At 62.2% G+C, this 12,880-nt stretch carries 12 protein-coding genes; 5 read left to right on the top strand and 7 right to left on the bottom strand.

Annotated elements, in window-relative coordinates:
* The first annotated feature begins 30 nt into the window (after positions 1-30).
* On the top strand, positions 31-1,335 hold the full coding sequence (locus P3G66_RS19025) for an HNH endonuclease signature motif containing protein (RefSeq protein ID WP_276116997.1): 1,305 nt from the start codon (positions 31-33) through the stop codon (positions 1,333-1,335).
* Positions 1,336-1,423: 88 nt separating this feature from the next.
* Here P3G66_RS19025 and P3G66_RS19030 read toward each other — a convergent pair whose 3' ends face one another.
* Both P3G66_RS19030 and P3G66_RS19035 read right to left on the bottom strand, forming a co-directional pair.
* Positions 1,424-2,356, bottom strand: a complete 933-nt coding sequence (locus tag P3G66_RS19030) for an oxygenase MpaB family protein (protein ID WP_007731493.1) — start codon at positions 2,354-2,356, stop codon at positions 1,424-1,426.
* Between the two features lies 1 nt (position 2,357).
* Positions 2,358-4,139 (bottom strand): acyl-CoA dehydrogenase, encoded by a 1,782-nt coding sequence (locus P3G66_RS19035; protein ID WP_276116998.1) that lies wholly within the window; start codon positions 4,137-4,139, stop codon positions 2,358-2,360.
* A gap of 158 nt (positions 4,140-4,297) precedes the next feature.
* Between P3G66_RS19035 and P3G66_RS19040 the strand changes: the two genes are divergently transcribed.
* Positions 4,298-4,939, top strand: coding sequence for a TetR/AcrR family transcriptional regulator (locus tag P3G66_RS19040; RefSeq protein ID WP_037130914.1), 642 nt, complete (start codon positions 4,298-4,300; stop codon positions 4,937-4,939).
* Positions 4,940-4,982: 43 nt separating this feature from the next.
* Positions 4,983-5,324 (top strand): Imm51 family immunity protein, encoded by a 342-nt coding sequence (locus P3G66_RS19045; RefSeq protein WP_003943507.1) that lies wholly within the window; start codon positions 4,983-4,985, stop codon positions 5,322-5,324.
* Between the two features lie 62 nt (positions 5,325-5,386).
* Here the strand turns inward: P3G66_RS19045 and P3G66_RS19050 are convergent, their stop codons facing one another.
* Genes P3G66_RS19050 through P3G66_RS19065 form a run of 4 tightly spaced genes read right to left on the bottom strand, consistent with a single transcriptional unit; the run spans position 5,387 to position 9,061 of the window.
* Positions 5,387-6,421, bottom strand: a complete 1,035-nt coding sequence (locus P3G66_RS19050) for an aspartate-semialdehyde dehydrogenase (protein ID WP_003943474.1) — start codon at positions 6,419-6,421, stop codon at positions 5,387-5,389.
* A gap of 6 nt (positions 6,422-6,427) precedes the next feature.
* A complete protein-coding gene (locus tag P3G66_RS19055; RefSeq protein WP_003943494.1) occupies positions 6,428-7,693 on the bottom strand; it encodes an aspartate kinase in 1,266 nt (421 codons plus the stop codon).
* Positions 7,694-7,742: 49 nt separating this feature from the next.
* Positions 7,743-8,696 (bottom strand): hypothetical protein, encoded by a 954-nt coding sequence (locus P3G66_RS19060; RefSeq protein WP_054825738.1) that lies wholly within the window; start codon positions 8,694-8,696, stop codon positions 7,743-7,745.
* Entirely contained in the window at positions 8,696-9,061 is a 366-nt protein-coding gene (locus P3G66_RS19065; protein WP_003943492.1) for a hypothetical protein, read from the bottom strand. The genes P3G66_RS19060 and P3G66_RS19065 overlap by 1 nt, the downstream gene beginning before the upstream one ends.
* 270 nt (positions 9,062-9,331) lie before the next feature.
* Between P3G66_RS19065 and leuA the strand changes: the two genes are divergently transcribed.
* The gene (gene leuA / locus P3G66_RS19070) at positions 9,332-11,140 is read left to right on the top strand and encodes a 2-isopropylmalate synthase (protein ID WP_003943488.1); all 1,809 of its coding nucleotides are present in this window, start codon (positions 9,332-9,334) and stop codon (positions 11,138-11,140) included.
* Positions 11,141-11,380: 240 nt separating this feature from the next.
* Positions 11,381-11,758, top strand: coding sequence for a PLDc N-terminal domain-containing protein (locus P3G66_RS19075; protein ID WP_003943489.1), 378 nt, complete (start codon positions 11,381-11,383; stop codon positions 11,756-11,758).
* 144 nt (positions 11,759-11,902) lie between these two features.
* On the opposite strand, the gene P3G66_RS19080 is transcribed toward P3G66_RS19075, so the two are convergent.
* Entirely contained in the window at positions 11,903-12,796 is an 894-nt protein-coding gene (locus P3G66_RS19080) for a LysR family transcriptional regulator (protein WP_003943476.1), read from the bottom strand.
* Positions 12,797-12,880: the final 84 nt, after the last annotated feature.

Consider the following 12,880-nt stretch of genomic DNA (forward strand, 5'->3'; position numbering starts at 1 on the left):
ATGATTTGGGGAGGGGATCGGGGGGGTTCAATGAGCGTCTTGTTGTCGGATGTGGTGTCGGGTTCTGCGGTGGGGTTACGCGGACGTCTGTGGCGGTTACCTGCTTCTGAGTTACGTGCGGCTGCGGTGTCGGCGAGCGCGGAGATTCTGCGCCTGGAAGCCGTTCGAGTGGCCGTGGTCGACGAACTCTCGTTGCGTTCCGATGATCAGGTGATTGCCAGCCGCGGTGTGGGGTCCTGGTTGGCGGCCAACACGATGCTGCAGGTTCGGGACGGGAAGAAGATCGCCGCGCTGGGTGCAGCTTTGCGGCCGTTTCCGGCGGTGGCGGCTCGGTTCGATTGCGGGGACTGTTCGTTCGAGCATGCGGTGTTGATCGTGGCGTTCTGTGAGTCACCGCCGAAAGGCATGCCAGACGCCGCGCTCCCTCGCTGTATCGACCTACTGCTTGCGGCTGCGTCGGGCGTGGAAGCGACGACCACGAAAGTGCGGAACGTGATCGCGACCTTGGAGCGAATCTTCGAATCCGATGAAATTCCACCCGCCGAAGACGTCGACCGGAATGAGCTGCGGATCGCGTCGACATTGAACGGTCGAGTGGTGGTGCGCGGCGATTTCGACGCCCTCACCGGCGAAATGCTGCTGTCGGCGTTGTCGAATCTGACGATGCCCACCCCGGCACCCGATGGAACCCCGGATGCTCGGTCGGCAGCGAAACGAACTGCCGACGGGTTCACCGAACTGATCCGCCGCTATCTCGACTGCGCCAAAACAGGCACCGACGGTGGTCAACGCCCGCACGTGAACGTGCACATCAATGCTTGCGATCTCGCCGAGCACCGGGACTGCGCCGCAACACCCTCCACTGCTGATGACGGAATGGCTGTATCGGATCTCGATGTCGGGCACATGCCCTGGCTGGGGCCGCTGTCGGTGTCGCAGACCAGGCTCCTCGGGTGTGACTGTTTCCTCTCCACCGTCCTGCTCGACGATCACGGCGCACCGCTCGATGCGAAACCCGGAAAACGATTGGTCACCCCCGAACAGCGAGTGGCGTTGATCGCCCGAGACAAGGGCTGCGCCTTCCCCGGCTGCACGTGCGTACCCGCCTGGACCGATGCGCACCACATTAAGCACTGGGCCAACGGTGGCCCGACGGTGATGAACAACCTGGTCCTGCTGTGCCGTTCACACCACCGACTGATGCACCGAAAATCAGGGTTCGTCGGGAAATGGGAAATCCGAATCGGAGTCGACAACAAACCCTGGTTCATCCCGCCGCCCTCGATCGACCCCGGGCAGCAACCGCGCCCAGCGAACACCACATTCAAAACCTGAGAACGAACCTCAGGCACAACAGAACACGGCCGAGCACCGCATCGAAGGGATCCCCCCGATGCGGTGCCAACAGACCGTGGCGAACCCGTCAGACGGCCTGCGCAACCTTGGCGGCTCGCGGGAATCGCTCCCGAATCTCCGCTGGCGTGACAACTCTCGGGTCCAGGGGTTGCTCGTCACGCAGGTGGCGCTCCAACACCTTGCCCGTCATCGGCGCAATGACTTTCAGAGCAGTGGTCATGTTCTTCGGTGAACTACCCAACCGGACTGCCGTTCGCACCGCGGGCGCAATTGCTCTGTCCAACAACGCTGGCTGATCGAACCCACCCATGGTTCGCATCCAGCCGGGCAAAGTCGCGATAGTGGCCGGCGCGACCAATCGGCTGAATGTCGCGAACTTCGTCTTCCCCTGCGCTCTCGGTGTTCTCAACAAGTAGTGCATCGCCCGGTTGGCACGCTCGGAGGTACACAATCTGGGCCTGACTTCAGCGAAGTACTCACGTACCTCTTCTCGGGAGCGTGGAACGTCGGAGGTCTTGCATGTCTGTAGTTCGGCAGCGATCACGCATTCTTCCCAGTACCGCTGCTCTTCGACAGCTGAAAGCGGGCCCGGCCCATACATCTCGTAGCACTTGAGCACCGAATGCCAACCCGTCACGTGGATCCAGAGCTGTGACGCCGGATTGTTTGCGCTGTAACGAGTTCCGGTGATCGGTTCAATGCCCGTGGCCTGAGCATGAACTGTCATGAGGTGGTCGGACAAGGCCAATGCCGTCCGCCCGTCGGCAGTGGCGACGGTCAGGAAGTACGCCAAGGTTCGGTCGAGTCGCCCGGCCGGATCGCTGTAAATCCCGCTCATGTCTGCCACTGCGGCAGCCAAGAAGGGGTCGAAGTGCTCGAGCACCACCGACCGCTGGAACCCGATCAGCGCTGTCGGCGCGGCCCAGATCTTCCAACTGGGTGATCCTGGGCCGAAGAAGCCGTAATCCTCACGCGGTCGATTCATCGTCAGTTCAGACATTTCATTCCTCCCCGTTCGTTGAGCCTGCACCGTTCATTTCGTAGGCACCAGACAAGGCGACTACTTGCTGCCAGACGTACTCGAATCGCTCCGCCGCGAACGTGGGGCGCCGGATAGATGCCAGTGCCAACCGTTGCTGATCTTCACTGGCGCTGGGTTTTCCGTACAACTCCACCGCTGCAGCACTGAAGTCGCGGACCAGGACATCGAAGATCTGATCCAGCACCCCACCGTTCCGCTGCTCCTCGTCCAATCCCAAGATCTCGGCTTGTTCGAGGATCAACTGGCCGTAGACGACGAGGGTGAAGAGTTCGGTGATCGCAAGGCCGAAGTCCAAGTCGACCTGCTGCGCCGCATCCGGTGCAGCTTCGGCTAGAAGGGTCACGAGCGCTTCTGCCTGGTCCACGAACAGTGCAACGTTGGGAACATCCGCAAACTTCGCGTACACCGCTCGCCAGTCGTCGAATCGAACTTTCGACAACCCCCGTGCCGGACCCTGACGGAACAGGAACTCGTCGTCGGCTGCATCGTTGCGCGTCGGAATCGCCGGAAATGACTCGGGGGCAAAGAGGTACGCCGGCATGAACTTGGCGATCAGGGCGAGATTGACGGCGACGGTCCCCTCGAGCTTGGGCAACCCGTCGACATCTATCTTGGCCACCGCGAGGTAGCTGTCCTTCTCGAAGCCCTTTGCCGCAGCGATGTCGGAGAGCAGTCCGATCACTTTCTGCGCTTCGGTTGTCACCTTCATCTTGGTGACGGGGTTGAACAAGAGGTAACGGCGGTCTTCGGGAGATGCCGTCCGGAAGTAGTCCACCGCGCGATCCGAGAAGAGCCTCATCGCCAGCAGGCGTGCGTACGCGTCGACGAATTCTCGTCGCACGTGGGGGAAGGCAGTGACGGGATTGCCGAATAGAATTCGATTGTGCGCGTGGGTGATCGTCTCGTACAAGGCATGAGTCGACATACCGATTCCGCCGAAACACAGGTTGAATTTTCCGATGTTCACGGTGTTGAGTGCGGCACTGAATGCTGCCTCGCCGGTATGCAGGATATCCTCTGCCGCAACGGGATAGTCGACGAGCGAGAACTCCGCTACGTACATCTGCGCCGGAACGATGTTCTTCACCACGGTGAATGCCGGATGGTCCGAGTCGGCGTAGAAGAAGACGTACTGATCAGTGCCCTCCACTCCGTCGACACGACCGAAGACAGAGACCGTGTTGGCGCAGTTGCCATTTCCGATGTAGTACTTCGAACCGCTGGCCAGGTACCCGCCGCTGCCGTTGGGCGTCAAGACCATGTCGGTGGAGTAGACGTCCGCGCCATGCTCTTTCTCGGACAGTCCGAATGCCGCAACGCCTCCGGAAGCCAAAGCGGAAGCTGCTCGCGCCCTTGCCGTCTCGTTGTCGCTCTGCCACACCGGCCCGAGACCGAGGATGGTCACCTGCCACGGGTACCAGTAGTTGAGTCCGTAGAAGCCGAGGATCTCGGACAGCGCGGCGATACGGCTGGTATCCCAGCGCTTGTCGGAGTCACCGCCGCTGTCGCGGGCGGGCGTCAGAAATGTGGCGAACAGACCTTCCTTCGCCGCGAAATCGAGGAAATCGGAGTAGAAGATCTTGTTGTGATAGTCGGCCAGGAGTCGGTTCTTTCCACGCGCCTCGAACCAGTCGACGGTCGCGCCCAGCAGTCTCCGCGTGGTCGCGTCGAACTCCGGCCGATCGTACATGGAGGGATGGAGCAGCAGATCATTCGGCACTAAAGAGGTCGACGCTGTCATAGCGGTTGTTCTCCTCGAGATCTCGGCAGAGGCGCCTCACTGAGCACCATTCGAATACAACGCCACCGTAACAATTGCAGACGATGAATACAACGGTTGCGTATTATTCACGAAGAAGTGGCAGGCAGATTAGGGTGAGAGCGGAGGTGATGCACACGATGACCAGGTCACAAGCTGACGCAACGGATACACCGCGGCGCAAGTACGCCCCTCGCATGGCGCCCGAGCAACGTCGCGAGCAGCTCCTCGACGCAGCATTCGAGGTCACCGGCCGCGTTGGCCTGCACAACCTCAGCATGGAATCCGTCGCTGCCGAAGCCGGTGTCGGCAAGCCCGTCCTCTACACGATTTTCGATACCAGGACCGATCTCGTCGCTGCACTGCTGCGCCGCGAGCACGAGCGTGCCATCGCTCAGGTGCTCGAAACCATGCCGACAGATCTGAGCGAACTCGGCCCAGCGGCGTCGTACACCGGGACCGTCGGCGCCTTCGTCGACGCCGTACTGGAGAACCCGACGCGCTGGCGCCTGATTCTGACGTCTGTCGAGAACGCCCCCAGCGAGTATCACGGCTTGTTGAAGCTCTCTCGCGGAGCTGTCTTCGCCCGCGCCGAAGAACTGGCCCGCGCCGGGATTGCCCTCGAGTCGAAGCTCGAAGGCCTTGATCCGGTCCTCCTCGCACACACCATGATGTCGTTTGCCGAAATGCTCGGACGACTGGCCGTCAGCGACCCCGAAACCTATACCCGAGAACGACTTTCCAGTTTTGCCGTGGCCCTCGCCCAATCAGTCGGGCGTTAGCGGCCGACTGAAACCTGTCGGTCGGATCTGCTTCAATACACGCATGACATCACCATCGATCGAACCGCTACAGCTTTTCGAAACGTCTCCGGGCAACTGGTCACTGATGCTCACCGACCAGCATTTCGGCAAGGTGGCATCGATATTCGAGCAGGTAGAGGGTTTCGAAGGCTCCGGTTACGACTGGGCGTCGGTCGCCCACGCAGTGGTAGGCCGCGATGCACCGCATCTGGAGGGCCGCTTCGGCACCGATCCCGAAGCGGGCATGTTTGTTGCGTACGGCAGCGACAACGGAGCTCTCGGTGAGCTCGGAGCGCTACTCGCCAAAGCGTATTCGGATGCCGAGTACCTCGGTGGCCTGGTCGCCATTTCCGAACTCGACTAGAGCGCCTGTCGAAACGACACCGGCCCCACACCTAGGTGCGGGGCCGGTACCGAACGAAAGATCTAGCCGACCAACAGCTCGGCAATCTGAATCGTGTTGAGCGCGGCACCCTTACGCAGGTTGTCGCCCGAAACGAAGAGCGCGAGTCCGCGTCCCTCCGGGACACCCGGATCCTGACGGATACGACCGACCAGCGACGCGTTGCCACCGGCAGCGGCCAGCGGCGTCGGAACCTCGACCAGCTCGACGCCCGGAGCGTCGGCGAGGATCTCCTTGGCGCGAGCAACCGAGAGCGGGTTGGCGAACTCTGCGTTGATCGCGAGCGAGTGCCCGGTCACGACGGGAACGCGCACGCACGTACCCGAAACCAACAGATCGGGAAGTCCGAGGATCTTGCGGCTCTCGTTGCGGAGCTTCTGATCCTCGTCGGTCTCGCCGCTTCCGTCGTCGACCAGCGAACCTGCGAGAGGCAGGACGTTGAACGCGATGGGGGCGACGTAGTTGTTCGGGGCCGGGAAGTCGACGGCACTGCCGTCGTGAACCAGCTTCTCCGCGTCTCCGACTACGGCGCGCACCTGGCCGAGGAGTTCCTCGACGCCGGCGATGCCGCTACCGGACACGGCCTGGTAGCTGGAGACGATCAGACGCTGCAGACCGGCTTCGTCGTGCAGAACCTTCAGCACCGGCATCGCTGCCATGGTGGTGCAGTTGGGGTTCGCGATAATGCCCTTGACCAGGTTCTGCGTGTCCTGCGGGTTGACCTCGCTGACCACGAGGGGAACCTCGGGATCCTTGCGCCATGCCGAAGAGTTGTCGACAACGGTCGCGCCGGCAGCAGCGAAGCGCGGAGCCTGGGCGCGCGAGAGCGTCGCACCGGCTGAGAACAGGGCGATGTCGATGCCCTTCAGGTCCTCATCCGATGTGGCGGCCGCATCCTCGACGATGATCTCTTCGCCGCGGAAGGGCAGCTTCTTACCGGCGGAGCGTGCAGATGCGAAGAACCGCACCTTGTCCGCGGGGAAGTTCCGCTCTTCGAGCAAAGTGCGCATGACGATGCCGACCTGACCGGTCGCACCGACAACAGCGATAGTCGTCATGAGAAATTACCGTCCCGTTCCAGCGTGTACTACTGCTTCTTCTTCGCCACCGAGCCCGAAAGCGTCGTGGATGACACGTACAGCGTCGTCCAATTCGGTGTCCTTGACCAGCACTGAGATGCGGATCTCAGAGGTCGAGATGAGGTCGATGTTGATGTCTGCCTTGGCCAGCGCCTCGCAGAACGTGGCGGTGACGCCCGGGTGGCTCCGCATTCCGGCGCCGACCAGGGAAACCTTGCCGATGTGGTCGTCGAACAAGATCTGCGTGAAACCGATGTCTTCCTGACGCTTGGTCAGGATCTCGACGGCGCGGGGGCCGTCGGCCGTCGGAAGCGTGAAGGTGATGTCCGTCTTGTTTGTCTCCACCTTGGAGATGTTCTGCAGCACCATGTCGATGTTGATCTCGGCATCGGAGACTGCGCGGAACACCTTGGCAGCGTGTCCCGGTGTGTCCGGCAATCCGACAACGGTGATCTTGGCTTCGCCGCGATCGTGCGCGACTCCGGTGATCAGGGCCTCTTCCACAGGAATGTCCTCCATCGATCCGGACACGATTGTTCCGGGCTTGGTGGTGTATGACGAACGGACGTGCACAGGCACGTTGTAACGACGGGCGTACTCGACGCACCGGAGCATGAGCACCTTGGCACCACACGCTGCGAGTTCGAGCATTTCCTCGAAGGAAACCGTCTCGAGGCGGTGAGCGTCGGGGACGATGCGCGGATCGGCGGAGAAAACGCCGTCGACGTCGGTGTAGATCTCGCAGACGTCGGCGTTGAGTGCAGCTGCCAACGCCACGGCAGTGGTGTCCGAGCCACCGCGTCCGAGCGTCGTGATGTCCTTGCTGTCCTGGCTGACGCCTTGGAATCCGGCGACCAGAACGATCGAGCCTTCGTCCAGCGCAGTGCGAACACGGCCCGGCGTGACGTCGATGATCTTGGCGTTTCCGTGGCTGCCGGTCGTGATGACTCCGGCTTGTGAGCCCGAGAACGAACGAGCTTCGGCGCCGAGGGAGTGAATTGCCATCGCTACCAAGGAGTTGGAGATGCGCTCACCCGAGGTCAGCAGCATGTCCATTTCACGGGCCGGCGGGGAAGGGCACACCTGCTGAGCCAGATCGAGCAGCTCATCGGTGGTATCGCCCATCGCTGACACCACGACGACGACATCATTGCCGGCCTTCTTGGTCTCGACGATCCGTTCAGCGACTCGTCGGATGCGCTCGGCGGTTGCCACCGAGGATCCGCCGTACTTCTGGACGACGAGAGCCACGCGTTTCTACCTCCAGGTCGAAATTGTTTACAGATACCAGAGGTCGAGCTTACCGAGGTGGTCCTGGGACTTCCCGATGCGTACTGCTGTTCGCCTCAGATCCGCGCGGGATCAGTTGCGAGATCCGCGCTCGCATCAACGTCGCAGAACGCGAGCCACCGGCAACGTAACCGACCACCGCGACGGCAACTCCGCAGGCGAGAAGCACGCGAATACTGCTGACCAGCGAAACTGCCAGCGCGTCGTACACCGCGACTGCCGCCTCAGATGACGGTATGTCTGAATTCTGTAAATAGACCCGCCGCACGACGGCCAGCGCCACCAACAGGGCGATCATCGCCACCGCCGTCGCCAGCCCGACCAGGGACAGTGCTCGCATTCGCCTCGGCGCAACTGCGACGGCCGCGATCGCACAGGCCAGCGATACCCACGGCAGCCAGGCCGCTGCCCGGTCGAGAGTGTTCGAGAGGTCCTGGGCCCGCACCAGCTCGTCGGACTGCAGGATCTCGAACTGCGGATCGAACGTCGGAAGACGATCGACGACGGTGAATCCTCGATCGCGGAGGTTCGTCCGCAGTTCTGTCATGATCGGCTCGAGGGACAAGGTGACTGTTCCGCTGTCGTCGGACCGAACGATGCCGTCGGTGGCTCTGCCGGTCACCATCGCAGCAAGTTGCGCGTGCGCCTGACGGTTGGCCGCGGTCCAGAGCGTCGCGAACTGGTCGCTGGAGACCAACGACTGAGCCGCCTCCCGAACAAGTTTCTCGGCTTGTCTCGTCACCACCTGCGGAAACCGGTCCAACCGCTGCGTCAGTTCCTCGGTCAGCCGATCAACGACAGCCGCTTGGACAGCAGGTTCGGAAGCCAACGGGGCAACCGTCTCGACGTAGCTGTCGGTGTCGTTCACCTGGGTGTGGACGAACAGCGCGAGCACCGAGCCGGCAGCACCGAGACCAGCGAGAACGATCAGCAGTGAACAGACGATCCAGCGGATCGAGCGCATCACGTGTGCTTGGCGCGCGCCGGTCGAATCTTCGCGGTGATGTGGTGAATGCGGTGATCGTCAGCGGGTATCCGGAAGGTCTCGGTAACCCGAACGGTCATCAGGTTCCGCCCGAACAACCCGGCGTCGAGGAGGTAGTCAGCCGTCAGGTCGTCCCCGTCGACCGTCCACTCCACCTCACGAATGTCGCGGATCACGCGATACTGAGGACCTCCGGAAAGGCTGCGCCGCAAATGATTCCCCGAAAATCCGGTCTTGAGCCCGACCTCGTGGCGTACCGCGTCCGGAGCCAGCGGTACGGAACTGCCATCGTGACTGCGGAGCGCGTCGAGGTACGTGCTCGCCACGGCGATTCGGGGATCCATGGACGACAGTCCACCATTTTCGGGGCCGAAACGGCAGCACAATTCGGCGACAAATTGGACATGAGGGCGAACCCCACCGATTTCTCGCGAAATCCAGGAGTAGAGTGCTGTGCATGCAGCGCGCACTCCTTCTTGGTTGCCGCGACGGGGTCTGATCCAGACTGGCCTCCCGCCGCGGGGTTTTTGTGCGCCGGTCGACCAAGCCTTCCGGACTCATGGTCTTGACCAACAGGTCAACAGGCCGGGTCCACAATCCTGGAGATCACACCCATGTCCCCCGCTGACGCATTCACCACCGGCACTCGCACCATCACCCCGCCCACGAAGCCGGCACCGTCCGACCAGCCTGCGTGGAACACGCAGAAGAACTCGTCGATGCCGACGTTCCGCTACCGCCCGTTCGCCGAAGAGGTCGAGACGGTCACGCTGCCCGACCGCACCTGGCCGGACAAGATCATCGACCGAGCACCCCAGTGGTGTGCCGTTGACCTGCGCGACGGCAACCAGGCGCTGATCGATCCGATGAGCCCGGCGCGCAAGCGTCGTATGTTCGATCTCCTGGTTCGTATGGGCTACAAGGAGATCGAGGTCGGCTTCCCGTCCGCGAGCCAGACGGACTTCGATTTCGTTCGCGAGATCATCGAGGACGGCGCCATCCCGTCCGACGTCACCATCCAGGTGCTGACGCAGTCGCGTCCCGAGCTGATCAAGCGCACGTTCGAGGCCTGTGAAGGTGCCGAGAACGCGATCGTGCACTTCTACAACTCCACCTCGATTCTGCAGCGCCGCGTCGTGTTCCGCGCCGACAAGGACACGATCAAGAAGATCGCCACCGACGCCGCTGAACTGGTCCTCGCCGAGTCGAAGAAGTACCCGGACACGAACTGGCGCTGGGAATACTCGCCCGAGTCCTACACCGGCACCGAGCTCGAGTACGCCAAGGAAGTATGTGACGCCGTCACCGAAACCCTGGGTGCGACGCCGGCCAACCCGGTCATCCTGAACCTGCCCGCCACCGTCGAGATGGCTACACCCAACGTGTATGCCGACTCCATCGAGTGGATGCACCGCAACCTGGCCCGCCGCGATTCGGTCATCCTGTCGCTGCACCCCCACAACGACCGCGGCACGGGTGTCGCTGCAGCCGAGCTGGGCTACCAGGCCGGCGCGGACCGCATCGAAGGCTGCCTGTTCGGCAACGGTGAGCGCACCGGCAACGTCTGCCTGGTCACTCTCGCTCTGAACATGTTCACGCGCGGCGTCGACCCGCAGATCGATTTCTCGAACATCGACGAGATCCGTCGCACGGTCGAGTACTGCAACCAGCTGCCCGTCCACGAGCGTCATCCGTACGGCGGCGACCTGGTCTACACCGCGTTCTCCGGCAGCCACCAGGACGCGATCAACAAGGGCCTCGACGCCATGAAGGTCGACGCCGACAGCCAGAACTCCGACGTCGACGACATTCTCTGGCAGGTCCCCTACCTGCCGATCGACCCGAAGGACGTCGGCCGCAGCTACGAGGCCGTCATCCGTGTGAACTCGCAGTCCGGCAAGGGCGGCGTCGCATACATCATGAAGGCCGATCACGGTCTGGTGCTGCCGCGTCGTCTGCAGGTCGAGTTCTCGCAGTCGGTCCAGAAGATCACCGACGGCGAGGGTGGCGAGGTCTCGCCGAAGGAAATGTGGGACGTCTTCCACGAGGAGTACCTCGCTCCCATCACCCCGCTCGAGCGCATGAAGCAGAAGGTCACCGCGTCCGAGGAGGACGGCGGCACCGATGCGATCACCGCGATCGTCAAGGTGAACGGCAAGGAGCAGGAGATCTCGGGTACCGGCAACGGCCCACTCGCTGCCTTCGTCGACGCGCTGGGAAGCATCAACTTCGACGTTCGTGTCCTCGACTACTCCGAGCACGCGATGTCCGCCGGTGACGACGCCCAGGCCGCGGCCTACGTCGAGTGCGCCGTGACGGGCCCGGAGGGTCAGAGCACCGTCGTCTGGGGTGTGGGTATCGCCACGTCGATCACGACGGCCTCGCTGCGCGCTGTGGTCTCGGCAGTGAACCGCGCCAGCTGACACTCAGCTCCCGACTCGTGAACAATCCCTGGTCTCACCCGATTTTCGGGTGGGGCCAGGGTCGTTTTCAGAGCACTGAAGATTTTCGGTCGATGTTTTCGATTCGGCATGACATTGGTCCCGAAAGAGTCGGTTAGCGAAGTTAACAAAAAGAATTCACCCATCGAGGATGATGCAGACGCCCCGTGCGCGTGAGATAGTCAGCTCAGACAAATCCGACTTGTGAAATGGAGCTCGACAATGGATTCCTTTTGGGACTTCCTCTGGCTGATCATCATCAGCTTCGCGTTCATCGCGTACTTGATCCTGCTCTTCTCGATCATCACCGACCTGTTCCGCGATCACAAGACCTCTGGCTGGGTGAAGGCAATCTGGATCGTCTTCCTGTTCTTCATTCCGCTGCTCACCTCGCTCGTCTACCTGATCGTTCGCAGTGACGGAATGGCACAGCGGTCCCTCGAGGCTGCGCAGCAGGTCAAGAACGCGCAGGACAGCTACATTCGTGAGGTTGCCGGAAAGTCCCCGGCCGAATCCATCGCAGATGCAAAGGCACTTCTCGACGCCGGCACCATCAGTGAAGAAGAATTCGCAGCACTGAAGGCCAAGGCTCTCGCCTGATACCGGCCCTCACTAAGCGACCCTCACTAAACCGTGAGGATTGCACTAGCGAAACGGGAGCGACACTAATCGTGTCGCTCCCGTTTTGTGTTCATTCACCAACAGCTGCCCATTCACCGACAGCCGTTCATTCACCAACGGCCTTCATTCACCGACAGCACGCGCGACGTCACGAAAGGCGTCGAGCACGACTCCGATAGCCGGACTGCGGTTGGCGTGTAACCGAGTTGCCAATTCATAAACTCGTGCAGCGCGCACTCCCGCCACCGGTTTCCTCGAAACTCCGGGATGCGTGATCGCGTATCGCGGCATCAAAGCCACGCCGTGGCCCGCCGCCACCAGCTCTTCGATGACGCGGAAATCGTTTATCCGATGAGCGACGCGAGGCTGGACGCCGGTTACCGACGCAACCGACAGCAGAACGTCGTCGACCGGAAACCCGCCGCGCACGCTTATCCAGTTCTCGTCGGCCAATTGTTCCAGCCGGACCGAATCCTGCTCGGCGAGTGGATGATCAGGCCGCAGCACCAGATCGATCGGTTCACGCATCAGCGGTTGCACGCTGACCCGGGGAAACGACGTCTCGGCTCCGCGTTCGTCACGGTGAGTGAGGATCACATCGTGATCGGCCAACAGCCCAGGGACGGCCGACGCCGGTTTGTCGACGTCGTAGGCGTCGATGTCCACGTCCGAGTTCTTCAGCGCCGTCAGGACACCGGGCAGCAGGAGCGCCGCGCCGGAGGGAAAGAACGCGACTCGCACCTTTCCCCGCGGCGAGCCTCGGTACGACGCCATCTCGTCCGCCGCCCGGTCTAGCGCCGCCACCACGTCGTCGGCGCGAAGCACCAGCGCTCTGCCCGCGTCGGTGAGGCGCAGCGTGCGCCCGTCCGGTTCGAGGAGCGAGACCCCCGCTTCTCGTCCGAGGATCTTGAGTTGTTGCGAGACGGCGGACGGCGTCATCGAGAGGGCAAGAGCAGTAGCGCCGACGGTTCCTCGGTCGGCGAGCTCGCGGAGGATTCGCAGGCGCGTGGCATCCATACGGTGACGAATATCCATGTAGCAAAACTACATGGATAGTGCATCTATATTCGCTTGTTCTGATGCTTCGTACGGCTCACGATT

It is taken from the genome of Rhodococcus sp. C3V (genome assembly GCF_029269915.1).
Classification (GTDB): domain Bacteria; phylum Actinomycetota; class Actinomycetes; order Mycobacteriales; family Mycobacteriaceae; genus Rhodococcus_F; species Rhodococcus_F qingshengii.

Coding starts and splice junctions, on each gene's coding strand:
- P3G66_RS19025 (WP_276116997.1), top strand. CDS start 31: ATGAGCGTCTTGTTGTCGGATGTGGTGTCGGGTTCTGCGGTGGGGTTA.
- P3G66_RS19080 (WP_003943476.1), bottom strand. CDS start 12,796: ATGGATGCCACGCGCCTGCGAATCCTCCGCGAGCTCGCCGACCGAGGA.
- P3G66_RS19060 (WP_054825738.1), bottom strand. CDS start 8,696: ATGCGCTCGATCCGCTGGATCGTCTGTTCACTGCTGATCGTTCTCGCT.
- P3G66_RS19050 (WP_003943474.1), bottom strand. CDS start 6,421: ATGACGACTATCGCTGTTGTCGGTGCGACCGGTCAGGTCGGCATCGTC.
- P3G66_RS19065 (WP_003943492.1), bottom strand. CDS start 9,061: ATGGATCCCCGAATCGCCGTGGCGAGCACGTACCTCGACGCGCTCCGC.
- leuA (WP_003943488.1), top strand. CDS start 9,332: ATGTCCCCCGCTGACGCATTCACCACCGGCACTCGCACCATCACCCCG.
- P3G66_RS19035 (WP_276116998.1), bottom strand. CDS start 4,139: ATGACAGCGTCGACCTCTTTAGTGCCGAATGATCTGCTGCTCCATCCC.
- P3G66_RS19040 (WP_037130914.1), top strand. CDS start 4,298: ATGACCAGGTCACAAGCTGACGCAACGGATACACCGCGGCGCAAGTAC.
- P3G66_RS19075 (WP_003943489.1), top strand. CDS start 11,381: ATGGATTCCTTTTGGGACTTCCTCTGGCTGATCATCATCAGCTTCGCG.
- P3G66_RS19045 (WP_003943507.1), top strand. CDS start 4,983: ATGACATCACCATCGATCGAACCGCTACAGCTTTTCGAAACGTCTCCG.
- P3G66_RS19030 (WP_007731493.1), bottom strand. CDS start 2,356: ATGTCTGAACTGACGATGAATCGACCGCGTGAGGATTACGGCTTCTTC.